Raw genomic sequence first — 23,990 nt, 5'->3', positions numbered from 1 at the left:
GAGATGACACCATTAGACGGTGTCTGCCGAGCTGAGCCAGGGAACCCACAGGACGTCGCCGCTTGCCGCGGCCGACATCGATGCGGCTGCCCGGCGAATTTCCTCGGTGGTGACCCGCACCCCGCTGCAGTACAGCGACCGGCTGTCGGCGCTGACCGGCGCCCAGGTGTACCTCAAGCGTGAGGACCTGCAGGCGGTGCGCTCGTACAAGCTGCGTGGTGCCTACAACCTGCTGATGCAGCTCTCCGAAGAGGAGAAGGCCGCCGGCGTGGTGTGCTCGTCGGCCGGCAACCACGCCCAGGGCTTCGCGCTGGCCTGCCGCTCGATGGGTGTGCACGGCCGCGTGTACGTGCCGGCCAAGACGCCGAAGCAGAAGCGCGACCGCATCCGCTATCACGGCGGCGACTTCATCGAGCTGATCGTCGGCGGCGCCACCTATGACCTGGCCGCGGAGGCGGCACTCGAGGACGTCGCCCGCACGGGTGCCACGCTGGTGCCGCCGTACGACGACCTGCGCACCATGGCCGGCCAGGGCACCATCGCCGTCGAGATCCTCGAGCAGCTGGACGGCGAACCCGACCTGGTGATCGTGCCGGTGGGTGGCGGCGGGTGCATCAGCGGCATCACCACCTACCTGACCGCGCACACCAAGGCGACCGCCGTGCTCGGGGCCGAGCCCGCCGGGGCGGCGTCGATGATCGCGGCGCTGGCCAAGGGCGAGCCCGTCACGCTGGAGCACGTCGACCAGTTCGTCGACGGCGCGGCGGTGGCCCGGGCCGGGGAGCTGACCTACGCGGCGCTCGCCGCCGCCGGTGACATGGTGTCGGTGACGACGGTCGACGAGGGCGCGGTGTGCACCGCGATGCTCGACCTGTACCAGAACGAGGGCATCATCGCCGAGCCCGCGGGCGCGCTGTCCGTCGCGGCGTTGATGGAGAACGGTGTCGAAGCCGGGTCGACGGTGGTCTGCCTGATCTCCGGCGGCAACAACGACGTCTCGCGCTACGGCGAGGTGCTCGAGCGGTCGCTGGTGCACCTGGGTCTCAAGCACTATTTCCTGGTGGACTTCCCGCAGGAGCCCGGCGCGCTGCGGCGATTCCTCGACGAGGTGCTCGGGCCCAACGACGACATCACCCTGTTCGAATACGTCAAGCGCAACAACCGGGAGACCGGCGCGGCGCTGGTCGGCATCGAACTCGGTTCGGCCGCCAACTTCGACGGCCTGCTGGAGCGGATGCACGATTCCGGTATTCACGTGGAGCCCTTGGAGCCGGGGTCGCCGGCGTACCGGTACCTGACCTAATCGTCTCGGCGCAGCACCGCGAAGCTGTGGCCGGGCAGCGTCGTGCCACCGGTTCCGGATTCGGGGGTCTGTGAGCTCAGCACCACCTCGCCGCTGACGGGTACCTCGACGGGCCGTTCGCCGAGATTGCACGCCACGGCGAACGCGCCGCGGTGCATGACGATCCAGCGGTCGGCTTCGTCGAACTCGACGCGCAGGTGGTCCAGCCACGGGTCGGCGAAGTCGGGTTCAGTGCGCCGCAAGGCGATCAGGTCGCGGTACAGCTGCAGCAACCGGGCGTGCTCGCCCGTGCCGACCTCGTCCCAGTCGAGTTTGGAGCGTCGGAACGTGGCCGGGTCCTGCGGATCGGGAATGTCGTCGGCGGCCCAGCCGTGGTCGGCGAACTCCGCCTTGCGGCCCTCGGCCGTCGCGCGTGCCAGCTCGGGTTCGGGATGTGAGCTGAAGAACTGGAACGGTGTCGAGGCGCCCCACTCCTCGCCCATGAAAAGCATTGCCGTATACGGCGATCCGAGGACCAGCGCGGCCTTGACCGCCAGCTGTCCGAAGTCGAGGTACTGCGACGGGCGGTCGCCGATCGCCCGGTTGCCCACCTGGTCGTGTGTGCAGGTGTAGGCCAGCAGCCGGGTCGCCGGAATCTGCGCGGTGTCGAGCTCCCGGCCGTGGCGACGGCGCCGGAACGACGAGTAGGTGCCGGCGTGGAAGAAGCCACGCGTGAGGGTGGTGGCGAGTGTCTGCATCGACCCGAAATCGGCGTAGTAGCCCTGCCGTTCGCCGGACACCGCGGTGTGGATGGCGTGGTGGATGTCGTCGTCCCACTGGGCGGCGAGGCCGTATCCGCCGCGGTCGCGTGGGGTGATCAGTCGCGGGTCGTTGAGATCGCTTTCGGCGATCAGCGACAGCGGACGGCCCAATTCCTGTGCCAGCGCGTCCGTTTCGGCGGCCAGTTCCTCCAGTAGATGCACGGCCGTGATGTCGACCAGCGCGTGCACCGCGTCCAGCCGGAGGCCGTCGATGCCGAAATCCCGCATCCAGCGCAGCGCACAGTTGATGATGTACCGGCGTACCGGGTCGGAGTCGGCGGCGGCGATGTTGATCGCCTCACCCCACGGGGTCCGGCCCACGGTCAGGTACGGCCCGAACTTGAGCAGGTAATTCCCGGACGGGCCAAGGTGATTGAACACCGCGTCGAGCAGCACGCCCAGGCCCCGGCGGTGGCACGCGTCGACGAAGCGGACCAGGCCTGACGGGCCGCCGTAGGGTTCGTGCACGGCGTACCACAGCACGCCGTCGTAGCCCCAGCCGTGGTTGCCGCTGAAGGCGTTGACCGGCATGAGTTCGACGAAGTCGACGCCGAGGTCGATCAGATGGTCCAGCCGCTCGATGGCGGCGTCGAACGTGCCGGCCTCGGTGAACGTACCGACATGCAGTTCGTAGATCACCGCGCCGTCGATGGTGCGGCCGGGCCAGGGTGCCGGCGGTTCGGACGTCCACAGCTGCGAAAGTCCGTGCACGCCATCGGGTTGCCGCGGTGAACGCGGGTCGGGCAACGGATCGGAATCATCCAGGACGAAGCCGTAGCGGGCATCGGCCGGCACGTCGACGGTGACGCGCCACCAGCCGTCGCCGGAGCGGGTCATCGGGTGCCGGGCGCCGCCGGCCTCGAGTGCGACGGCGTCCGGCGCGGGCGCCCAGACCGAGAATTCGTGGTCAGGCACGGGCTTTCTCCAACAGCACGCCGGGCAGTTCGGCGAACAGATTGTCGACGGCGACGGCGCCGGACCAGACGCGGCCGGTCAGCCGGTCGGTCCACTCACCTGCAGGCAGCTCGACAACCGTGTCGGCGCACGCCGATTCGTCGATCTTCAGCGTCCAGCGGGGCACGACCACCAGCACATCGGTGCCGCGCCGGAACGCGATGACATGGTCGGCGGCAGGTCCCTCGGCGACGACGGGGGTGTAGTCACCCGACAGGTACGTGTCCGGCCGTTCGCGGCGTGACCGCAGCGCTGCCGCGACCACCCGAATCTTGGGGTGGCTCAATGCCGTCAGTTCGGTCCGGCGGCGCGCGAAATCCACCGGACGGCGATTGTCGGGGTCCACCAGGCTGTCGTCGAACAGCTCGGTGCCCTGGTAGATGTCGGGGATCCCCGGCACGGTGAGGGCCAGCAGCTTCTGCGCGACGGCGTCGCAACGTGCGGCCTCATCGAGCTGCTGGACGAATGTGGTGACTTCGCCCGCGACCGGCCCGTCGATCAGTGCGTCGATCCAGTCGCGGACCGCATCTTCGAAGGCCCGGCCCGGCTGCTCCCAGTTGGTGTGCAGCTCCGCTTCGCGGATCGCCTTCTCGGCATAGGAGTGTAGGCGCGCGCGGAGGGTGTCGTCGACCTCGTCGGCGGCCGGCCACACGCCGATGATGTTCTGCCACAGGAACAATCCGGTGCCCTCGTCGGGCGGTACGCACACGGCGTTCCAGCGGCGGACACGCTGGACCCAGTGCTCGGCGCACTGGGACAGCACCGTGATGCGGGCGCGCACATCCTCGCCCCGCTTGGTGTCGTGGGTGGACAGCGTCACCATGGCGGCGGGCCACTCGTGGGCGCGTGCCGCGGCGCGCTGGTGAAACTCCGCCGGGCTCATACCGAAGCGTTCCGGGGTGCCGCCGACCTCGTTCAGCGACACCAGCCGGGCATCGCGGTAGAACAGGGTGTCCTCGATCGCCTTGGCCGTCATCGCACCGCAGAGCTGTTGCAGCCGGGACGCCGGTTCGGGCTGCTCGAGGGCGGTGACGACCAGCTGCAGAGCCGGTGCCAGTTCCGTTGCCGCGCTGAGGGTTTCGTTGATGGCCTCGGGTAGGGCCGCGGACAGTACCGGGTAGTCGGTGCGATACACACTGACGCGGCTGAGCAGTTCGGCGATGGCGGTCGGGAGGGCAGGATCGTCGCCCCCGGCCGCCCGCACGATCGTTCGGCGCAGCCGGGCCAGTTCACTGGCCAGCGTCTCGGTGACGACCTTGATCTTGAGTTCCCGTTCATCGCTGCGGGTTTCGCGGGCCAGGTTCGTCAGCGCGTCGGCCCCGTCGGGGTCGACGAAGAGCCCGCCGATCTCGCGCAGCACGTCGTAACCGGTCGTGCCCGCGATGGGAAGGCTGGGGTCCAGCGGCTCGTCGGCGGCCAGGATCTTCTCGGCGACGATCCAGGCGCCGGGCCCGGCCAACTCGCGCAGCCGGGCGACATAGCCTGCCGGATCGGTCAATCCGTCGATGTGGTCGACCCGCAACCCGTCCACCAGGCCCTCGCGGAACCAGCGCCCGACCTCGGCGTGGCTGGCGTCGAAGACGTCGGGATCCTCCTGGCGTACCGCCGCCAGTGAGGTGATGGAGAAGAACCGCCGGTAGCCGCAGGAACCGGACTGCCAGCCCGTCAGTCGGTAGGACTGCCGGGCGTAGACCTCGGCGGCCGTGCCGGCGCCGGTGCCGGGCCGGATCGGCCACCTCCGGTCGCCGAGCCGCAGCACGTCACCGTCGACTTCGAGGTCGTCGACGTCGGAGTCGGAACCCAGCACCGGCAACACGATTCGGCCGTCGGGGTCCAGGTCCCAGTCGATGTCGAAGTAGCTCGCGTACCGCGACGACCGGCCGTACGTCAGGAGGTCCCACCACCACGGATTCTGCTCGGGCCGTTCGACGCCGACGTGGTTCGGCACGATGTCGATGACGAGCCCCATGCCGCGCGCCCGCGCCGCGGCGGACAGCCGGGACAAGCCTTCCGGCCCACCGAGCTCCGCAGAGACGGCCGTGGGGTCGGTGACGTCGTAGCCGTGCGTTGACCCGGAGGCTGCCGTCAGCACCGGCGACAGATAGAGGTGCGAGACGCCCAGCTCGTCGAGGTAGGGCAGCAGGGCCAGCGCGTCATCGAACGTCATTCCGTCGCTGCGCATCTGCAGTCTGTACGTGGAGATAACGGGCATGACCGGCATCGTGTTCACGCCGTCTTACGCAGCACCAGCAGCGAACGGGCCTGTAGCGAGATCGTCGCGCCGGCCTCGGCCACCAGTTCGGTGTGACCGTGTGGGTCCGCGGTATCCAGGGCCGCCGCCCAGCTGGCGCCGTAGTCCTCGCCGGGCATCACGAAATCGAGGGCCTCGTCGTGGGCGTTGAAGCACAGCAGGAACGAGTCGTCGGTGACCCGCTCACCGCGCGCGTTGGGTTCGGGTATCGCATCGCCGTTGAGGAACACCGAGATGCTCTTGCCGAAGCCGGAATCCCAGTCCTCGAGCGTCATCTCCTCGCCGGCCGGCGTCAGCCACGCGATGTCGCGGACCTGCCCGGTGCTGCGCACCGGTTGACCGGCCAGGAACCGGCGGCGCCGGAAGACGGGATGCTTGCGCCGGAACGCCACCACGGTGCGGGTGAATTCCAGGAGCGCGGCGTTGGTCTCGCACATCGTCCAGTCCATCCACGACAGCGGGTTGTCCTGGCAGTAGACGTTGTTGTTGCCCTGCTGGGTGCGCCCGATCTCATCGCCGTGACTGATCATCGGGGTGCCCTGCGACAGCATCAGTGTCGCGAAGATGTTGCGGCGCTGGCGTTCCCGGAGCTCGAGGATCTCGGGGTCGTCGGTCGGGCCCTCGATGCCGCAGTTCCAGGACCGGTTGTGACTCTCGCCGTCCCGGTTGTCTTCGCCGTTGGCCTCGTTGTGCTTCTCGTTGTACGACACCAGATCGGTCAGCGTGAAGCCGTCGTGGCAGGTGACGAAGTTGATGCTCGCGCTTGGCCGGCGGCCGGTCGCCTCGTACAGATCCGAGGAACCGGTCAGCCGCGAGGCGAACTCGCCGAGGGTCGCGGGCTCGCCCCGCCAGTAGTCGCGCACAGTGTCGCGGTATTTCCCGTTCCACTCGGTCCACAAACCTGGGAAGTTGCCGACCTGGTAGCCACCCTCGCCGACATCCCACGGCTCGGCGATCAGCTTCACCTGGCTGATCACCGGATCCTGTTGCACCAGATCGAAAAACGCCGACAGCCGGTCCACGTCGTAGAACTCGCGGGCCAGGGTCGAGGCGAGGTCGAAGCGGAAGCCGTCGACGTGCATCTCCAGCACCCAGTACCGCAGCGAATCCATGATGAGCTGCAGCGTGTGGGGATGGCGGGCATTGAGGCTGTTGCCGGTGCCGGTGAAATCCTTGTAGAGCGACGGGTCGTCGTCATCGAGGCGGTAGTAGGCGGCGTTGTCGATGCCGCGGAAGTTCAGCGTCGGGCCGAGGTGATTGCCCTCGGCGGTGTGGTTGTAGACCACGTCCAGGATGACTTCGATGCCCGCTTCGTGGAACGACTTCACCATGGTCTTGAACTCGGCGACCGCGCTGCCGGCGTGCTGGTTCCACGAGTACTGGTAGTGCGGCGCGAAGAAGCCGAACGTGTTGTAGCCCCAGTAGTTTCGTAGGCCCAGGTCCAGCAGTCGGTGGTCGTGCAGGAACTGGTGCACCGGCATCAGCTCGATGGCGGTGACACCGAGGGACTTCAGGTGCTCGATGATCGCGGGGTGCGCGAGCCCGGCGTAGGTGCCGCGCAGTTCCTCGGGGATGGCCGGGTGCGTCTGCGTCATGCCTTTGACGTGGGCCTCGTAGATCACCGTCTCGTGATACGGCGTCCGCGGTAGCCGGTCGTTGTCCCAATTGAAGAATGGGTTGATCACCACGCTCGTCATGGTGTGCCCCAGCGAATCGATGCCGGGCGGCTCGCCGGTGGCCGACGGCGCCGCCATGTCGTAGGAGTACAGCGCCTGGCCGAAGTCGAAATCGCCGTGGAACGACTTGCCGTAGGGGTCGAGCAGCAGCTTGCTCGGATCGCAGCGGTGTCCGTGGGCCGGGTCCCACGGCCCGTACACCCGGAATCCGTAGCGCTGCCCGGGCGTCACGGCCGGCAGGTAGCAATGCCACACGTAGCTGTCGACCTCATCGAGGTTGACGCGTTCCTCCGTGCCGTCCTTCGCGATCAGGCACAGCTCGACGCGCTCGGCGACTTCGGAGAACAGCGAGAAATTCGTGCCGGACCCGTCGTAGGTCGCACCGAGGGGATAGGCGCTACCCGGCCAGACGCCAACAACCATGAAGGCAGCTCACCACCAGCCGGTGGCAGCCCCGACCTGGCGGCCGAGCTCGGCGGTCATGGTGCGCATGTACGTGGCGGACAGATGATGAGAGTCGTGATACAGCAACACATTTCCCTCCACAGCGCGGCAGATGTCAGGGCGGCACACCGCGTCACTCATGTCGAGCGGTTTCAGCAGTGGGAACTGCGCGACGAAATCGAGGGTCGGGTTGTGGTCGGACAGTACCTCGGAGCGGGCAATACCGCATGACGTCGAATTGCCGCCGCTGGCAAGGCAGTCCGCCGGGAAGAACGGCTTACCGTCCCGCACCAGCCACGGGGTGTCGCGCATGGCGAGGATCGGGATGTTCGCATCCGACAGGCGCTGCCAGATTCCGATGTACGTGCCCGGCATGACGTCACCGGACTTGATGTTCCAGGGCCGCGTGGAGGTGGTGAAGACGAAACTCGGGTGGTCGGCCACGAGCTTCGGCATGACCAGCTCGTTCCACTCGTAGCACTTCGGGTACGGCCGGTTGTCGCCCATCACCAGCGGGTTCTGCTCGGTCGACAGTGGGCAACCCATCTTCAGATAGGTGACCACCTTGAAGTGGTAGCGCTTGCCGAGCAGGTCCAGTGCGGTGATCCAGTGCTCGGCATGCGAACCGCCGGCGAGCGCCACGGTGCGGGTCGCGGCGACGTCGCCGTAGGAGCAGTTGCGGATGGACAGGTCGTCGAAGTCCGCGATACAGCTGTCGGCCGTCGTGGCCGGTACGTCGTCCTTGGCTTCGAGCACGGTCGGGCGGAAGGGCAGCTTCGGCACCTTGAGGTGTCGCAGCAGCGACCGCGCGCCCGGGTAGTCGACCGGGTTGAGCGTGGCGAGCTCCTTGCCGTTGGCCCGCTCGATGTTCATGTGCTCGCGCCAGGTGAACGCGGTGGCGGTGAGCGACACGCCCAGCACGGCGACGAGCGTTCCCAACACGGCGGTGGGACGCCGCAGCCCGGCCAGTCCGGTGGAACTTGCCGTCGTCGACGGCCGGCGTAGCGGGTTCTCGACGTAGCGGGTGGTGAGCCAGGCCAGCACCCCGGAGACGAGCAGCACGATGGTGCCGTCGACGAAATGGGCCCGGCTGTGGCCGCTGTAGGCCAGCCAGAAGATCAGCAGCGGCCAGTGCCACAGGTACAGCGAGTACGCCATGGTGCCGAGCGACAGGAACGGGCCCGTGGCCAGGAGCCGGTTCGGCGCGGGCAGCCGCTCGGTGTGATTTGCGGCACTGAGGATGAACAGCATGGTGGCGCCGACCGGAACCAGCGCCCAGGGGCCGGGGAATTCGCGGACGCCGTCGAGCAGCGCGCCGCACGACAGGATGGCCGCAAGCGCGACCATCGACACCACGTTGCGCAGCCACATCGGCCACCGGACCGACGGCACCAGCGCGCCGACGAGCGCGCCGAGCAGCAACTCCCAGGCGCGGGCGAAGCTGTCGTAGTAGGCGCTGACCTGGTCGGCCTGGTGCGCGAAGATCGCGTAGCCGAACGACGCGACGGTCAGCACGCTGAGCAGCGCGATGAACGCCGGGCGGAGCCGGTCGCCGAGCCGGCGCCGGAACAGATATGCGAAGCCGAAGATCAGGGCGAGGAACGCGACGTAGAACTGGCCCTGCACCGACATAGACCAGAGGTGCTGCAGGGGGCTGACGGATTCGCCGGCCCGCAGGTAGTTCGAGGCGGTCTCGGCCAGCTCCCAGTTCTGGTAGTAGCCGAGGCTGGCCAGGCTCTGGTCGGCGAACGTCTCCCAGCGCGTTTCGGGCTGGATCACGATGGTCAGCACGGCGCCGGCGGCCAGGACGACGATCAGGGCGGGCAGCAGGCGACGGACCAGGCGGCGCAGTTGCGGTCCGGGGGACAGCGGCGCGTCGGGCGTCAGCGCGATGCGCAGAAGTTTGCCGCCGAAGAAGAAACCGGACAGCGCCAGGAAGACGTCGACACCACCGGAAACGCGGCCGAACCAGACGTGAAAGGCGGCGACCATGGCGATGGCGATGCCGCGCAGACCGTCCAGGTCGTGGCGGTAGAACCCGCTGGGCGCGTTGCCCGCAGCAGAGTCCGCACCGCTGTCGGTGACGTGCACGGCGTTGCCCGACCCGGGCTGCGACGCCGGCCGCGGTGCTGCAAGAGTCGTCATGGTCGGATGTCAATCTACCCAAGATCCAGGTCTGGTTCATGTAACGGCGAGTCGCCCGCCCGCTGAGTAGGCCGGTTTCGACGTGCCTGCAGGGCGATTAGGCTCGGTCCTCGTGCCAGCGCTGAACCCTGCCGAAATCTCGGCGATCGACACCGCCCACATCTGGCACCCGTACAGCACCATCGGTGCCGAGGCTTTGCCGGCGGTGGTTGCCACCGAGGCGCACGGCATCATGCTGACCCTCATCCACGAAGGTCGCCCGGTCCAGGTCATCGACGCGATGAGCTCGTGGTGGACGGCGGTGCACGGGCACGGGCACCCCGTGCTCGACGCCGCGATCACGCGGCAGCTGAGCCGGATGAACCACGTGATGTTCGGCGGCCTCACGCATGAGCCCGTGGCGCGGCTGGCGCAGCTGCTCGTCGAGATCACCCCGGCCGGTCTCGACACGGTGTTCTTCTCGGACTCGGGCTCGGTGTCCGTCGAGGTCGCCGCGAAGATGGCGCTGCAGTACCAGCGCAGCCTCGGCCGTCCCGGCCGGCACAAGCTGATGACATGGCGCGGCGGGTACCACGGCGACACCTTCACCCCGATGAGCGTCTGCGACCCCGACGGCGGCATGCACTCCATCTGGACCGATGTCCTGATGCCGCAGATCTTCGCGCCGCGGGTACCCACCGAATTCGACCCCGCCTATGTCGAGGCCTTCGAGGCCCAGCTCGCTGCACACGTCGACGAGCTCGCCGCCGTCATCGTCGAGCCGGTGGTCCAGGGCGCCGGTGGCATGCGGTTCCACGACCCGCGCTACCTGACGGCGCTGCGCGACATCTGCACGCGGCACGGCGTGCTGCTGATCTTCGACGAGATCGCGACCGGTTTCGGGCGCACCGGAGAGCTGTTCGCCGCGGACCACGCCGGCGTCAGCCCCGACATCATGTGCGTCGGCAAGGCGCTGACCGGTGGCTATGTCACGCTGGCGGCGACGCTGTGCACCGGGGAGATCGCGCGGGTGATCAGCTCCGGCGAGCCGGGCGCACTGATGCACGGGCCGACGTTCATGGCCAACGCGCTGGCGTGCGCGGTGTCGGTGGCAGCCGTCGAGCTGCTGCTGGGACAGGACTGGAAAGCCCGGGTCGCGGAGATCTCGGAGGGGCTGCGGCGAGGTCTCGCGCCGGCGGCCGTATTGCCGTCGGTCGCCGATGTGCGCGTGCTGGGCGCAATCGGCGTGGTCGAGATGCGCGAACCGGTGAACATGGCGCTCGCCACGGTCACCGCGATCGAGCACGGCGTGTGGCTGCGGCCCTTCGGCAAGCTGCTGTACGTGATGCCGCCCTTCATCTGCACACCCGCCGAGATCGACCAGGTCACCTCTGCTGTGGTCGCCGTTGCCCGTGCGTTAACCTGAACACCGTTCAATAGCACTGGAGTCAGGAGCGCGCCGATGACCGAGCACTCGCCGCTGGCCTGGCTCGCCGATGTCGAACGCCGGCGCCGGGCCGAGGGGCTGCGCCGGTCGCTGCGGGTCCGGCCCGCGGTGGCCACCGAACTGGACCTGGCGTCCAACGACTATCTCGGCCTGACGCAGCATCCCGACGTCATCGCAGGCGGCGTGACGGCGCTGCACACCTGGGGTGCGGGCTCCGGCGGATCGCGGCTGGTGACCGGCAACACCGAATTGCACGAGGACTTCGAGGCCGAGCTGGCCGAATTCATGGGTGCCGAGTCGGCGCTGGTGTTCTCGTCCGGTTACACCGCCAACATCGCCGCGGTGGCGGCGCTGTCGGGCCCCGGTTCTCTGGTCGTCTCCGACGCCTACAGCCACGCGTCGCTGGTGGACGCCTGTCGGCTGTCCCGGGCGCGGGTGGTGGTATCCCCGCACAACGACGTCGGCGCCGTCGAGACCGCGCTGATCAGCCGGTCCGAGGAGCGCGCCGTCGTGATCACCGATTCGGTGTTCTCCACCGACGGCGCCCTCGCCCCGCTGCGCGCCCTGCACGAGGTGTGCCGCCGGCACGGTGCGCTGCTGATCGTCGACGAGGCCCACGGCCTCGGCGTCCGCGGCGCCGGTGGCCGTGGCCTGGTGCACGAGGTGGGTCTGGCCGGTGCCCCCGACATCGTGGTGACGACGACGCTGTCCAAGTCGCTCGGCAGCCAGGGCGGCGCGGTGCTCGGCCCGGCCGCAGTACGGGCCCACCTGATCGACGCCGCGCGTACCTTCATCTTCGACACCGGGCTGGCCCCGGCGGCCGTCGGCGCCGCGCAAGCCGCGCTGCAGGTCCTCATCGCCGAGCCGTGGCGGGCACAGGCCGTGCTTACCCACGCCGCGACGCTGGCCCGGTTCGGCGGCGCCGTCGATACGCCTGATTCCGCCGTCGTGTCGGTGATCCTGGGCGACCCCGAGGTCGCGCTGGCCGCCGCGTCGGCCTGCCTGGACCGCGGCGTTCGGGTCGGCTGTTTCCGCCCGCCGTCGGTGCCGGCCGGCACCTCGCGGCTGCGCCTGACCGCGCGCGCGTCGCTCGACGATGCCGAGCTCGACCTGGCCGGGCGGGTGCTCGGCGAGGTGCTCGCGCTGGTGCAGTCGTGACGGTGCTCCTGGTCGCCGGTACCGATACCGGAGTCGGCAAGACCATCGGCACCGCGGCGCTGGCCAGTGCCGCCCGCCAGGCCGGGCTGGACGTGACGGTCTGTAAACCGGTGCAGACCGGCATCGCGCCCGCGGCCGGGCACGGCGACGACGATCTCGCCGAGGTGGCGCGGCTGGCCGACATCACCTCGCTCGTGCCGGGCTGGCGCTACCCCGAACCGCTGGCGCCCCTCGCGGCGGCCGAGTTGGCCGGTCTTACGCTGCCGGCGCGCGGCGAGCTCGTCGCTCTGGTCCGGAACGTCGATCGGCCCCGTCAGCTGACGCTCGTCGAGGGTGCCGGGGGACTGCTCGTCCAACTCGGCGCCGACGGCACGACGCTGCGCGACCTGGCCGTCGAGCTCGGGGCCGCGGTCCTGGTCGTCGTCGCACCGGGCCTCGGCACTCTCAACCACACGGGCCTGACCGTCGAGTCGCTGGCCGCGCACGGCATCGCCTGCGCCGGACTGGTGATCGGCAGCTGGCCGCACGAACCGGGGCTCGCGGAAACCTCCAATCGGAGTGCGCTCGCGGACATCGCTCCGGTGCGCGCCGTGCTGCCCGACGGCGCGGGCCGGTTGTCGCCCGCGGAGTTCGCTGCCGTCAGTGCGAAAGCATTTGATCCGCAATGGGTTTCGAGCCTGGTCGGCTGACATGGTGCACTCGGTCGAGCTGTTGTTCGACCTCGACACCGAGGCCGTGATCAGGCGCGCCTGGGATGACCTTAGGGATGCGGGCATCGCCGCACAGCCACCCGCCGCCCGTCCGCACGCCACTTTGTGCGTCGCACAACAGATCGACGAGGCGGTGCTGGCGGCACTCGCCGGTGTCGTCGACCGGTTGGCGTTCCCCGTCCGCCTCGGTGCCACGCTGGTGTTCGGCCGCTCCGCCGGAATTCTCGCCCGACTCGTGGTGCCCAGCCGCGACCTGATCGACCTGCACGCCGAGGTCTGCCGGCTCAGCGCGCCACACCTGCGGCCGGGCCCCATGCCACACACCGAACCGGGCGACTGGACGCCGCACGTCACCCTGGCGCGCCGGGTCCCGCCGGACCGGCTTGCCCGCGCCCTCGGTATCGCCGGCCGGCCCGCCGAGGTCAGCGCCACCGCCAGCGGGCTGCGGCTGTGGAACGGCAACGAGCGCACGGAGATTCAGATCCGCTGACCCGCCCTCGCGGGCGCGGAGAGAACCGGCTGGGCCGAATGTCCCTGAGTTCAATCACGAGATATCGACACCTGTCGTGATTGACGTCAGGTACGCCTCGAAGCCCTCAGACGTCCCTCAGGGCAATCACCGCGGGCAGATCGCCAACGTGGTTGCACTCACGGACTTTTCACGTCTTCGCAGTGATGCGTACTGGCGCTTTGATCCGGTCAGGCGGCGTCGACTGGACGCTCTACCGGGCGCGCAGGGCGTCGACCGACGGCTGGCGGTCGTCCCCGTGCGCCGCGAGGCCGTCGACGAGCAGGCCCAGGCCGAAAGCGAAACGGCCACCGGCGTTTTCGGACCACACCGCGTCGCTGTCGGCCACGGTGGCGCCGGCCGCGTCCCACTGGATGCGGGACTGCTCGTCGGCGGTGAAGCCCAGCACGTAGTAGACGATGGTGCGGGCCGCGAGGTCGGCGTCATGGGCCGTGAGCCCCGATTCGGCACATGCCTCGGTGAGAGCAGTCACGATGCGGCTCAGCTCGGCAGACCGGCCGGCGGAGAAACTGGCCGAGACCAGCTCCGCGCCGTCGGTCGCGGACAGCAGCGCGTCACGCAGCGCCGAACACAGGGCGACGATGCGGTCCGGCCAGGTGCCGGCGGCCGGCACGGTCGCCGCGGTGGCCAGCAGCCGGTCGGCGACGGCGCCCAGCAGCTCCTGTTTGTCGGCGAAATGCCAGTACAGGGCGCCGGGGCTGACGCTCAGTTCCCGCGCCAGCCTGCGCATGGTCAGGTCGGCGATCCCGTAGTTGTCCAGGATTTCGGCGGCCTTGGCCACCACGTCGCTTCGGTGCAGTTGCACGTCTGTATCCTAAACACCGTTCAAGTTGTAGGCCGCAGTCGGCCTGAAGTAAGGAGTGCCGATGACTCAGGCCGCGACCGATGTTTTGGGTGTAGCCCGCGAGCAGGTGCTCGAGCGTGGCGAAGGCCTGAACCAAGAGCAGGTGCTCGAGGTTCTGCAGCTGCCCGACGACCGACTGGAAGACCTGCTGGCCCTCGCGCACGACGTGCGCATGAAGTGGTGCGGTCCCGAGGTTGAGGTCGAGGGCATCATCAGCCTCAAGACCGGCGGTTGCCCCGAGGACTGCCACTTCTGTTCGCAGTCGGGTCTTTTCGCGTCTCCGGTGCGCAGCGCGTGGCTGGACGTCCCGAGCCTCGTCGAGGCCGCGAAGCAGACCGCCAAGACCGGTGCCACCGAGTTCTGCATCGTCGCCGCCGTGCGCGGGCCCGACGAGCGCCTGCTGGCCCAGGTGGCCGCCGGCATCGAGGCCATCCGCAACGAGGTCGACATCCAGATCGCGTGCTCGCTGGGCATGCTCGATCAGGAGCAGGTCGACCGGCTCAAGGCCATGGGTGTGCACCGCTACAACCACAACCTGGAGACCTCGAAGTCGTACTTCCCGAACGTCGTCACGACCCACACCTGGGAAGAGCGCTGGAAGACGCTGGAGATGGTCCGCGAGGCCGGCATGGAGGTCTGCTGCGGCGGCATCCTCGGCATGGGCGAGACCCTGGAGCAGCGCGCCGAGTTCGCCGCCAACCTGGCCGAGCTCAACCCGCACGAGGTGCCGCTGAACTTCCTCAACCCGCGCCCGGGCACCCCGTTCGGTGACCTCGAGGTGCTGCCGGCCGCCGACGCGCTGCGCGCCGTCGCCGCGTTCCGCCTGGCCATGCCGCGCACCATGCTGCGCTTCGCGGGTGGCCGCGAGATCACCCTCGGCGACCTGGGCGCCAAGCAGGGCATCCTGGGCGGTATCAACGCCGTCATCGTCGGCAACTACCTGACGACGCTGGGTCGTCCGGCCGAGTCCGACCTGGAGCTGCTGGACGATCTGCAGATGCCGATCAAGGCTCTGAACGCCACCCTGTAGAACTAGACGTGATGACCAGAGAATTGCCCGCACCCGTCAGTGCCGGCAAGTTCAACGTGTACACCGGTGTCGCGGCGGATGCCGTCGACGGCGCCGTCATGCCGACCACGGCCCAGCTCGGGCTGGAGGCGCCCCGGTGGTGCGCCGAATGCGGCCGGCGCATGGTCGTGCAGGTGCGCCCCGACGGTTGGTGGGCCAAGTGCTCGCGGCACGGGGTGGTGGACTCGAAGGACCTGGAAACCCAACGGTGACCCAGACCGCTGAAACCGCACTGCCGCCGAAGCTTTCGCATCGCGCCGCGGCGCTGCGGGTCGTCGTCGGCCTGACGCTGACCGGCGCGCTCGGTGGAGTGCTGTGGGCGTTTCTCGCCCCGCCGGTCGACGCCGTCGTCGCGCTGACCAAGAAGGGTCAGCGCATTCACGGGTACTTCGGTGACGAATCGGACCGGGTCTTCCTGGGCGGCGCGCTGGCGGTCGGTCTGTTGACGGTGATCGCCGTGGTCACGGCGACACTGGTGTGGCAGTGGCGCGCGCATCGCGGGCCGCTCCTGGCCGGCGCGCTGGCGCTCGGCAATGTGGCGGCCGCGGGCGCACTCACCGGTGTCGGCGCCGTCGTCGCGCATTGGCGTTACGGGACACCGGATCTCGCGGGCGCGCCGTTGTCTCCCGAGCATCGGGTGGGCTACCTCGTCGAGGCGCCGCCGGTGTTCTTCGGCCACTCGCCGTGGGTCATCGCGACGACGCTGATCTTCCCGGCCGGCATTGCCGCGCTGGTCTATCTGTTCTGCACACTGGCGACCAAGCGCGACGATCTGGGCGCCTGGCCGCCGGTCGAGCCGGCGCCGGTCCGGCTACCGGCTGCCGCCGCTCCCGCGGCTACCGACGCCCAATCGGAAGTCCCAGCAGAACCTTCGTGCTGACGACGCCGAGCTTGAGCAGGCCGAGGTAGGTCGCGGGGTTCAGCAGGGCCGGCCACGAGGTACGCACCGTGGGGCCGAGCGGCTTGCCGTCGAATCGCTCGGCGAGCCAGTTCAGCGTCATCGGCGCGGCCAGCGGGTGCAGGGCGATGTGCTCGCTGAGGATGTCGCGGTGGTAGGTCACGTGCGAGCCACCCATGACATACGTGTCGGTCAGCTCGTCGATGTTGCCGACCGAGATGATCTGGTCGTACACGGCCTGCATGATGAGCAGCGGCGGCGTCGGCGCGGTCTTACCGAGCTTGATGCTCTCGAAGACGTGCTGGACCTCGGGAGTGTCGAGCACCTCCTGCAGCGGCGACTTGAGCAGGCTGTCGAAGTCGAGTCCGGCGTGCCGGAGAACCGCCTCGCCGGTGGTCATGCCCTCGATGTTGCGCAGCATGGCCTTGCCGGCTTCGGTGGCGTGCTCATGGATGATGCGCTTGAGGCCGGGGTAGATGTGCATGAGGGCCGCGATCACCGTGGCCGGCAGGCCGGCTTTCGAGGTGCCGTTGAGCCGGCGGAACACCTCTGCGAGGTCGCCGACGGGAGAGCCGAGGGCGGCGCCGACAACGTTGAGTTCGGGTGCGTAGTTGGCGTACTCCTCCGCGGCCCAGGCACTGGCGAGGCCGCCGCCCGAGTAGCCCCACAGGCCGATCGGCGCGTCGGCGTAAAGGCCGAGCGATTCGGTGTTGATGGCGGCGCGGAGGCCGTCGAGGATGTGGTAGCCGGGCTCGTGCGGGGCGCCCCAGATGCCGTCGGTGCCCTCGTGATCTGGGATGGACACCGCCCAGCCCTGCGCGAGGACCGCGGCGACGAGCATGTACTCGAGCTGCGCCACCGAGCCCAGGGCGCGCGAACCGCGGCGCAGGGCGTAGGACGGGAAACAGGCGTCGGAGACCGCGTCGATGGCGCACTGGTAGGACACGATGGGGCAGCGGGTGTCCGGGTTGTGGCCGACGGGCAGCAGGACTGTGGTCACCGCGGCCTGCGCGCTGCCGCCCAGGTCGGTGCTGCGGTACAGGAGCTGGGTGGCGGTGACGCCCTGGGGGATGAGGCCCATGAAGCCGAGTTCGACGTCGCGGGACCGCAGGACGGTGCCGGGGACGGTGAGCTCGAAGCCGACGGGCGGCACGTAGAACGTGTCCTCGCTGGGCCGCAGTGGGCGGATGCCGGGTCGGAGTTCCTCGTGGTACGGCTGGCCGATCCACTCGGCGTCGAACGCCCTGGCTGCATTGCCCATGGTCATCGGGAAATCATGTCTTAAGGAACCCTTAAAAACCAATTCTGGCGCGCAAAATGTGGCCGGAAAGTGACCTACGTCACGGTCCGTAGGTTAACTAGGTGGGCGTAGCGCGGCGAACTCGTCCGTAACCCGGTATGTCGAGTCGGTGAACCGGTACAGCGCGGCGGGTCGGCCGCCGCTGCGGCCGGAGCGGGCCGTCGTGCCGGTCGGGGTGATGACGCCGCGCCGTGCCAACACGCGCTGCAGATTGGTCGGGTCCACCGGGTGGCCCAGCGTGGCGGCGTAGATGTCCCGCAGGGTACTGAGGGTGAATTCCTTTGGCGCCAGGGCGAATCCGATGTTGGTGTAGGACATCTTGGCAACCAGCCGGGCGTGGGCGTGGGTGATCATGGGGCCGTGGTCGAAGGCCATGCCTGGTAGTGCCGACACCGGATGCCAGCGCGTGTCACTCGGCAGCTCGGGTGTCGCGGGGGAGGGCACCAGACCCAGGAAGGTCGAGGCGATGGTGCGCGGGCCGGGCACGCGCTTGGGTTCGGAGAACACGGCGAGCTGCTCGAGGTGGGTCAGCTGGCGCAGGTCGACCTTCTCGGCGAGTTGACGCCGGACCGAACTGACCATGTCTTCGTCGTGCCGCAGCTGACCGCCGGGCAGGGACCACGCGCCGCGTTGCGGCTCCATGGCGCGCTCCCACAGCAGCACGCTGAGCTGCGGCTGCTTGCTGTCGAGGTGACGCACCTGGAACACGACGGCGAGCACTTCATGCGCAGTACCCACATCCGTCACGTTTTCGATTTTAAGTCGAAAACGTGGGAGCGCAAAAGCGATCGTCGGTGTGGCGAGACGGCAAATCCGGCGTGCCAATCGCAGGCGATTTCCGACAGGAAGAAAGTCCGTCCCGCCGTTAGACTCACCCTCGAATGCAGCAAATCTTCGTGTTCGGCACGCGGGGGAAAGGCCGGTGGGCCATGCGCAATATCGGCATTCGTCCAACAGATGCGCTCGGGTGGATGTTCACCTTCGCGGAGCTGGGCACACTCGGTCCACGCCTGCTCGTGCGAAACCGCAGGTCTGTTGACCCGATCGTCGGCACCGGTGCCGCCAACGTGTCGTTGACGAGTTATGGCAAGCGGATTTCCACCGTGTGGCAAACGATCGAGACCATCGGCGCCGGCACCGTCAAGCCGCACCGACTGATCCTGTGGCTGGATGACCGCGACGCGTACCTCGATCCGCCGGCAACGCTGAAGCGATTGCAGGCACGTGGGCTGGAAATTCGTCATTGCCGCGACTACGGGCCGCACAAGAAGTACTTCCCGTATCTCAACGAGATACTGCCGGAGGAACCCGACTGCACGCTCGTCACCGCGGACGACGACGTCTACTACCCGCCCAGCTGGCTCGCGGAGCTGCTGGCCGCGCATCGGCCCGGCGAGGTCACCGCTTTCCGGGCGCGGATCCGCAGCGACGGTCCCTACCGCACCTGGCCGATGTGCACGACGACCGAAGCCTCCGAATCGGTCTTCGCGACAGGCGTATCCGGTGTTGCCTACCCGCCGGAACTGCTTGGGGCACTGCGGGATCGGGGGGACGTGTTCGCCCAGGTGTGCCCCCGCGCGGACGATTACTGGTTGCACTACGCCGCCGTGTCCACGGGAATCCCGATCCGTCAGGTGCGTGATGTCGCGGCGTACTTCTGGCCCATCGTGCTGGTTGCCAGTCGGGGACTGTGGGACGGCAGCGGAACGGCGAACGACGCCATCGCGGTCCGGACGCGGCAGACCTGGCAGAACTTCCGGAACCGCCCCGACGCCCAGTGAGGTCCGGCCGGCCGCAGCTGTCTTTACTGGTCAAGCCAGGTGAGGTTCAGGCCGGCTGCTGTCGCACGCGGTACACGAAGGTGAACATCTCGTGTGCAGTGCTAGTATGTGGCATGTTTTCGATCATAAGTCGAAAACCTGGCCAGGTTCAAAGGAGACGGCCATGACGGTTCTGGACCGTGCGGCGGAGTTCGAAGGTTTCGGCGACGTGGTCGCCGACGCGCAGTGGGCAGACGAGGTGCGTCGCCTCGCCAAGGAGCGCAACGCCACAATCCTCGCGCACAATTACCAGCTGCCCGAGATTCAGGACATCGCCGACCACGTGGGTGACTCGCTGGCGCTGTCCCGCATCGCCGCGGAGGCCGCCGAGGACACCATCGTGTTCTGCGGTGTGCACTTCATGGCCGAGACCGCCAAAATCCTCTCGCCGGCCAAGACCGTGCTGATCCCGGACCAGCGGGCGGGCTGCTCGCTGGCCGATTCGATCACCGCCGACGACCTGCGGGCCTGGAAGGCCGACTACCCGGACGCCGTTGTGGTGTCCTACGTCAACACCACCGCGGCCGTCAAAGCCCTCACCGACATCTGCTGCACGTCGTCGAACGCCGTCGAGGTCGTCGCCTCGATTCCCGCGGCCAAGACCGTGCTGTTCTGCCCGGACCAGTTCCTCGGCGCGCACGTGCGCCGGATGACCGGGCGCGACAACCTGCACATCTGGGCCGGGGAATGCCACGTGCACGCCGGCATCAACGGTGACGAGCTCGCCGACCAGGCCCGCTCGCACCCCGATGCCGAACTCTTCGTGCACCCCGAATGTGGTTGTGCCACCTCGGCTCTGTACCTCGCGGGCGAGGGCGCCGTGCCCGACGACCGGGTCAAGATCCTGTCGACCGGCGGCATGCTCGACGCCGCCCGCGAGACGCACGCCAAGCAGGTCCTCGTCGCCACCGAGATCGGCATGCTGCACCAGTTGCGCCGCGCCGCACCGGAAACCGAGTTCCTCGCCGTCAACGATCGGGCGTCCTGCCCGTACATGAAGATGATCACGCCGGCCGCGCTGCTGCGCTGCCTGCGCGACGGCGCCGACGAAGTTCACGTCGATGAAGATGTCGCAGCCGCAGCTCGGTTGAGCGTGCAGCGCATGATCGCGATCGGGCAGCCCGGCGGCGGGGAATAGCGTGAGCGCCCACGTGGGCCGTCGGCCGGCTGCTTGCGGCGGACGTGGCTACTGGCGTCAGCGGGCCGACGTCATCGTCGTCGGCACCGGGGTGGCCGGCCTGGCGGCGGCGCGCGCCGCGCAGCTGGCCGGTAGCCGGGTCGTGGTCGTCGGCAAGTCCGGCGAGACGGCGACCGCCTACGCCCAGGGCGGGATCGCGGTCGTCATCCCCGACACCGATGACTCGGTGCAGGCGCACGTCGCCGACACCGTCGCCGCCGGGGCCGGCTTGTGCGACGTCGACGCCGTCACCTCGATCGTCGCCGACGGCTATGCCGCCGTGCGGGAATTGGTCGGTGCCGGCGCGATTTTCGACGAAGTCCGGCCGGGGGACTGGTCCCTGACCCGCGAGGGTGGGCACAGCCGGCGGCGCATCATCCATGCCGGCGGTGACGCCACCGGCGCCGAGGTCCAGCGTGCCCTGGCCGCCGCGACGAGGACGCTCGATATCCGGCCCAATCATGTTGCGCTGCAGGTGCTGCACCACGACGGAGCAGTCAGCGGGCTGCTGGTCCTGAGTCCCGAAGGACCCGGGGTGCTGACGGCGCCGTCGGTGATCCTGGCGACCGGTGGACTGGGGCAGCTGTACACCGCGACGACCAACCCGGACGGTTCGACGGGCGATGGCGTCGCCCTGGCGCTGCGGGCCGGATTGCCGGTGCGTGACATCGAATTCATCCAGTTCCACCCGACCATGCTGTACACCGGCGCCGCCGGGGGCCGGTGCCCGCTGATCACCGAAGCGCTGCGCGGCGAAGGCGCCATCCTGCGTGACCGCCGCGGCGATTCGGTGACCGACGGCGTGCACCCGATGGGTGACCTGGCCCCGCGTGACGTCGTGGCCGCCGCCATCGACGCCCGCCTCGCGGCCACCGGCGACGACCACGTCTACCTCGACGCCCGCGGCGTCCCCGACGTCGCCGCCCGGTTCCCGACGGTCACGGCCGCGTGCCTGGCTGCGGGTATCGACCCTGCGCGCCAACCGATTCCGGTGGTGCCCGGTGCGCATTACAGCTGCGGTGGGGTGGTCACCGACGTGTACGGCCGCACCGAGATGGCCGGCCTGTACGCAGCCGGTGAGGTCGGGCGCACCGGCATGCACGGCGGTAATCGGCTGGCCTCCAACAGCCTGCTGGAAGGGCTGGTGGTCGGTGCCCGAGCCGGTCGTGCGGCGGCCGAGCAGGCCCGCCAGGCCGGCGGAAACCGGGTGCCGGAGCCGGATCTGGGCAAGCGGCCCGCGTTGGATCGCGATGCGCTGCAACGTGACATGACGAAGTACGCATCGGTGGTGCGCGACGCCGCCGGACTGGGGCAGTTGAGCGAGTTGCTCGCCGGCGCCCGCGGTGCGGCCATGTCGGACCGGGCTGCCGTCGAGGATGCGGCCTTGACCGTGACGGCGTCGGCGGTGGCCGCAGCTGCGGCCGCGCGCGCGGAATCCCGTGGCTGCCACCACCGCAGTGACCATCCGGATCGCGATCCGGCGTTCGGGATGTCGATCGATGTGCGGCTGGACGCCGCCGGGCGTGCGGTGGCCGCCCTGCCGATAGGAGCGTGTAACTGATGGCATTGACCGCAGCGGAACTGGCAGACGCGCACGCGATCATCGATCGCGCGCTCGATGAGGATCTGCGCTACGGACCGGACGTCACGTCGGCGGCGACGGTGCCTGCCGACGCCACCACGGTCGCGTCCATGGTGTCGCGACAGCAGGGCGTCATCGCGGGCCTGGACATCGCGGTTCTGGTGCTGGACAAGGTGATCGGCGAGGGTGCCTACCGGATCCTGGACCGCGCCGAGGACGGTGCCGAGGTCAAACCCGGCGACGCCGTGCTGACCGTCGAAGCCCCGACGCGAGATCTCCTCACGGCCGAACGCACCATGCTCAACATCGTGTGCCACCTGTCGGGGATCGCCTCGGAGACGGCCCGCTGGGTGCAGGAGGTGGCGGGGACCGAAGCCGCGATCCGCGACACCCGAAAGACCTTGCCCGGACTGCGGTTACTGCAGAAATACGCGGTGCGCGTCGGCGGCGGGGTCAACCACCGGCTGGGGCTCGGCGATGCCGCGCTGATCAAGGACAACCACGTCGCAGCCGCCGGGTCGGTGCTCGCGGCACTGCAGGCGGTCCGTGCGGCGGCGCCCGGGCTGCCGTGCGAGGTCGAGGTGGATTCGCTCGAGCAGCTCGACGAAATCCTCGGTGAGAATGTCGAATTGGTGCTGCTCGACAACTTCCCGGTCTGGCAGACGCAGATCGCGGTGCAGCGCCGTGACGCCCGCGCGCCCGGCACCAAGCTGGAATCGTCGGGCGGGCTGAGCCTGGACTCTGCCGCGGCCTACGCCGCGACCGGCGTGGATTTCCTCGCCATCGGCGCTTTGACGCATTCGGTGCGGGTGCTCGACGTCGGCCTCGATACCTGACTCGGCCGCTACTATCACGAGCATGGCGGAAGACGAGAAGACCGAAGACAAGACCACCACGCTGAGCAAAGCCGCAAAAGACACCGATGAGGCGTCGGGTTCGATGTCCGTCACGCAGATCATCGCGATTGCGGCCGTGGTCATCGGCCTGATCGCCATCGCCGTCGGCGGCTACGCGCTGTACGCGGTGAAGAACCAAGACAAGAAGTACACCGAGGCCGAGCAGGACACGGCCAAGATCGCGCTCTGTGACGCCATGAAGACCGTCAGCAAGGGCATCGCGATCAACACCAACCTGGCGGTCCCCGGCGGCCCGGACGACACGACGGGCGCGCTGGCCGTGGCGGCCAACGCTCGCCTGGCGCTGATCACCGGTGGCCAGTACCTGTTGAACCGGATCGATCCGGCCGCCCCCGCCGACCTGGCGACGGCGGCGCGCAAGTACGCCAACACCCTGTTGGACATCGGGGCCGCCGCGACGGCCGGTTCACAGACCGACGACCCGCAGCAGAAGGTGCGCCTGGACGACGCCGGCGCCGACAGCAAGCAGATCAGCGACATCTGCAAGTAGCCGCTGACCCATCCGGGGGCCACGCTGAGATTCAGCGTGGCCCCCGGTGTGTCAGTGGCCGATATCGGCGACGAAGACGCCGCTGCGCTTGGCGACCAGCTGCGCGATCCGCGGCAGTGACGGGTCGACGGTGCCGGCCGGCAGGACGCGAGGGTTGACGACATGCAGATCGGTGCCCGAGACGCACATGTCCGCTTCACCTGCGGCCAGCACGTTCTTGACCCAGTTGGTCTTGCCGTGGAGCAGCCCGATCGCCAGCACGTCACCCTTGCGGAACGAGTTGACCGTGGTCTCGAACTGCTTGCCCGACTTGCGGCCGCGGTGCTTGACCACGGTGAAGCCCGGCAGCTTCTTGGCCAGCGGCGACATCACCGGGTTGATGTACTTGATCTGGAAGTTCTCCAGCCATACCGGGAAGATCATCGGCACGCCGGCGGCGTTGTTGGGGTGGTCCTGACGGCTTGACATTGACGCCTCCGTATTCGATTTGGCTTGCT

The 23,990-nt window shown here is 68.9% G+C and carries 21 protein-coding genes; 13 read left to right on the top strand and 8 right to left on the bottom strand.

Translation table 11 applies throughout. The annotated features are described in order from the left end of the window. The first annotated feature begins 19 nt into the window (after positions 1-19). Positions 20-1,303 carry a threonine ammonia-lyase IlvA gene (gene ilvA, locus ACJEIK_RS18130; RefSeq protein ID WP_061002355.1) on the top strand — a complete coding sequence of 428 codons (1,284 nt, stop codon included), beginning with the start codon at positions 20-22 and terminating at the stop codon, positions 1,301-1,303. Here ilvA and treZ read toward each other — a convergent pair. Genes treZ through ACJEIK_RS18110 form a run of 4 tightly spaced genes read right to left on the bottom strand, consistent with a single transcriptional unit; the run spans position 1,300 to position 9,573 of the window. Beyond that, positions 1,300-3,018, bottom strand: coding sequence for a malto-oligosyltrehalose trehalohydrolase (gene treZ, locus ACJEIK_RS18125; protein ID WP_061002353.1), 1,719 nt, complete (start codon positions 3,016-3,018; stop codon positions 1,300-1,302). The two genes, ilvA and treZ, sit on opposite strands and share 4 nt — an antisense overlap. Continuing rightward, positions 3,011-5,269 carry a malto-oligosyltrehalose synthase gene (treY, locus tag ACJEIK_RS18120; RefSeq protein WP_409430077.1) on the bottom strand — a complete coding sequence of 753 codons (2,259 nt, stop codon included), beginning with the start codon at positions 5,267-5,269 and terminating at the stop codon, positions 3,011-3,013. The genes treZ and treY overlap by 8 nt, the downstream gene beginning before the upstream one ends. A 14-nt stretch (positions 5,270-5,283) precedes the next feature. Continuing rightward, positions 5,284-7,407 (bottom strand): glycogen debranching protein GlgX, encoded by a 2,124-nt coding sequence (gene glgX, locus ACJEIK_RS18115; RefSeq protein WP_061002350.1) that lies wholly within the window; start codon positions 7,405-7,407, stop codon positions 5,284-5,286. Positions 7,408-7,416: 9 nt separating this feature from the next. Continuing rightward, positions 7,417-9,573 carry an acyltransferase family protein gene (locus ACJEIK_RS18110; protein ID WP_409430076.1) on the bottom strand — a complete coding sequence of 719 codons (2,157 nt, stop codon included), beginning with the start codon at positions 9,571-9,573 and terminating at the stop codon, positions 7,417-7,419. 112 nt (positions 9,574-9,685) lie between these two features. On the opposite strand from ACJEIK_RS18110, the gene ACJEIK_RS18105 reads away from it, so the two are divergent. From ACJEIK_RS18105 to ACJEIK_RS18090, 4 genes are read left to right on the top strand one after another with little or no spacing between them, the layout of a single operon-like run. Beyond that, on the top strand, positions 9,686-10,978 hold the full coding sequence (locus ACJEIK_RS18105) for an adenosylmethionine--8-amino-7-oxononanoate transaminase (RefSeq protein WP_409430075.1): 1,293 nt from the start codon (positions 9,686-9,688) through the stop codon (positions 10,976-10,978). A gap of 36 nt (positions 10,979-11,014) precedes the next feature. After that, entirely contained in the window at positions 11,015-12,157 is a 1,143-nt protein-coding gene (locus ACJEIK_RS18100; RefSeq protein ID WP_409430074.1) for an 8-amino-7-oxononanoate synthase, read from the top strand. Continuing rightward, the gene (gene bioD / locus ACJEIK_RS18095; RefSeq protein ID WP_409430073.1) at positions 12,154-12,846 is read left to right on the top strand and encodes a dethiobiotin synthase; all 693 of its coding nucleotides are present in this window, start codon (positions 12,154-12,156) and stop codon (positions 12,844-12,846) included. The genes ACJEIK_RS18100 and bioD overlap by 4 nt, the downstream gene beginning before the upstream one ends. 1 nt (position 12,847) lies before the next feature. Continuing rightward, positions 12,848-13,357 carry a 2'-5' RNA ligase family protein gene (locus ACJEIK_RS18090; protein WP_133427190.1) on the top strand — a complete coding sequence of 170 codons (510 nt, stop codon included), beginning with the start codon at positions 12,848-12,850 and terminating at the stop codon, positions 13,355-13,357. 232 nt (positions 13,358-13,589) lie between these two features. Here ACJEIK_RS18090 and ACJEIK_RS18085 read toward each other — a convergent pair whose 3' ends face one another. Further along, complete coding sequence (locus ACJEIK_RS18085) at positions 13,590-14,201, bottom strand: TetR family transcriptional regulator (protein ID WP_406802385.1); 612 nt, start codon at positions 14,199-14,201, stop codon at positions 13,590-13,592. Positions 14,202-14,262: 61 nt separating this feature from the next. On the opposite strand from ACJEIK_RS18085, the gene bioB reads away from it, so the two are divergent. From bioB to ACJEIK_RS18070, 3 genes are read left to right on the top strand one after another with little or no spacing between them, the layout of a single operon-like run. Beyond that, entirely contained in the window at positions 14,263-15,270 is a 1,008-nt protein-coding gene (gene bioB / locus ACJEIK_RS18080; protein WP_061002338.1) for a biotin synthase BioB, read from the top strand. Between the two features lie 11 nt (positions 15,271-15,281). Beyond that, positions 15,282-15,521 carry a hypothetical protein gene (locus tag ACJEIK_RS18075; RefSeq protein ID WP_020103208.1) on the top strand — a complete coding sequence of 80 codons (240 nt, stop codon included), beginning with the start codon at positions 15,282-15,284 and terminating at the stop codon, positions 15,519-15,521. Beyond that, on the top strand, positions 15,518-16,189 hold the full coding sequence (locus tag ACJEIK_RS18070; RefSeq protein WP_082761898.1) for a DUF2567 domain-containing protein: 672 nt from the start codon (positions 15,518-15,520) through the stop codon (positions 16,187-16,189). Before ACJEIK_RS18075 ends, ACJEIK_RS18070 begins: the two co-directional genes overlap by 4 nt. Here ACJEIK_RS18070 and ACJEIK_RS18065 read toward each other — a convergent pair. Beyond that, complete coding sequence (locus ACJEIK_RS18065; protein ID WP_133427191.1) at positions 16,146-17,474, bottom strand: lipase family protein; 1,329 nt, start codon at positions 17,472-17,474, stop codon at positions 16,146-16,148. The genes ACJEIK_RS18070 and ACJEIK_RS18065 overlap by 44 nt on opposite strands. Positions 17,475-17,561: 87 nt before the next feature. Further along, on the bottom strand, positions 17,562-18,254 hold the full coding sequence (locus tag ACJEIK_RS18060; protein WP_064857989.1) for an NUDIX hydrolase: 693 nt from the start codon (positions 18,252-18,254) through the stop codon (positions 17,562-17,564). 134 nt (positions 18,255-18,388) lie between these two features. Between ACJEIK_RS18060 and ACJEIK_RS18055 the strand changes: the two genes are divergently transcribed. The 5 genes from ACJEIK_RS18055 (at position 18,389) to ACJEIK_RS18035 (ending at position 23,493) form a co-directional block, all read left to right on the top strand. Further along, a complete protein-coding gene (locus ACJEIK_RS18055) occupies positions 18,389-19,288 on the top strand; it encodes a hypothetical protein (protein ID WP_205848898.1) in 900 nt (299 codons plus the stop codon). Between the two features lie 163 nt (positions 19,289-19,451). Further along, positions 19,452-20,465, top strand: coding sequence for a quinolinate synthase NadA (nadA, locus tag ACJEIK_RS18050; protein WP_064857986.1), 1,014 nt, complete (start codon positions 19,452-19,454; stop codon positions 20,463-20,465). A gap of 1 nt (position 20,466) precedes the next feature. Next, on the top strand, positions 20,467-22,065 hold the full coding sequence (locus ACJEIK_RS18045; protein ID WP_346416707.1) for an L-aspartate oxidase: 1,599 nt from the start codon (positions 20,467-20,469) through the stop codon (positions 22,063-22,065). Continuing rightward, positions 22,065-22,922 (top strand): carboxylating nicotinate-nucleotide diphosphorylase, encoded by an 858-nt coding sequence (gene nadC / locus ACJEIK_RS18040; RefSeq protein ID WP_061002324.1) that lies wholly within the window; start codon positions 22,065-22,067, stop codon positions 22,920-22,922. Before ACJEIK_RS18045 ends, nadC begins: the two co-directional genes overlap by 1 nt. A 22-nt stretch (positions 22,923-22,944) precedes the next feature. Next, complete coding sequence (locus ACJEIK_RS18035; protein WP_082934570.1) at positions 22,945-23,493, top strand: hypothetical protein; 549 nt, start codon at positions 22,945-22,947, stop codon at positions 23,491-23,493. A 51-nt stretch (positions 23,494-23,544) separates the two neighbouring features. Here ACJEIK_RS18035 and ACJEIK_RS18030 read toward each other — a convergent pair whose 3' ends face one another. Then, positions 23,545-23,961: a nitroreductase family deazaflavin-dependent oxidoreductase gene (locus ACJEIK_RS18030; RefSeq protein WP_409430072.1), complete on the bottom strand. Its 417-nt coding sequence runs from the start codon at positions 23,959-23,961 to the stop codon at positions 23,545-23,547. Positions 23,962-23,990 lie beyond the last annotated feature (29 nt).

It is taken from the genome of Mycobacterium sp. SMC-16 (assembly GCF_046250085.1).
GTDB lineage: Bacteria > Actinomycetota > Actinomycetes > Mycobacteriales > Mycobacteriaceae > Mycobacterium > Mycobacterium phocaicum.
This window is presented reverse-complemented; position numbering and strand designations above follow the sequence as displayed.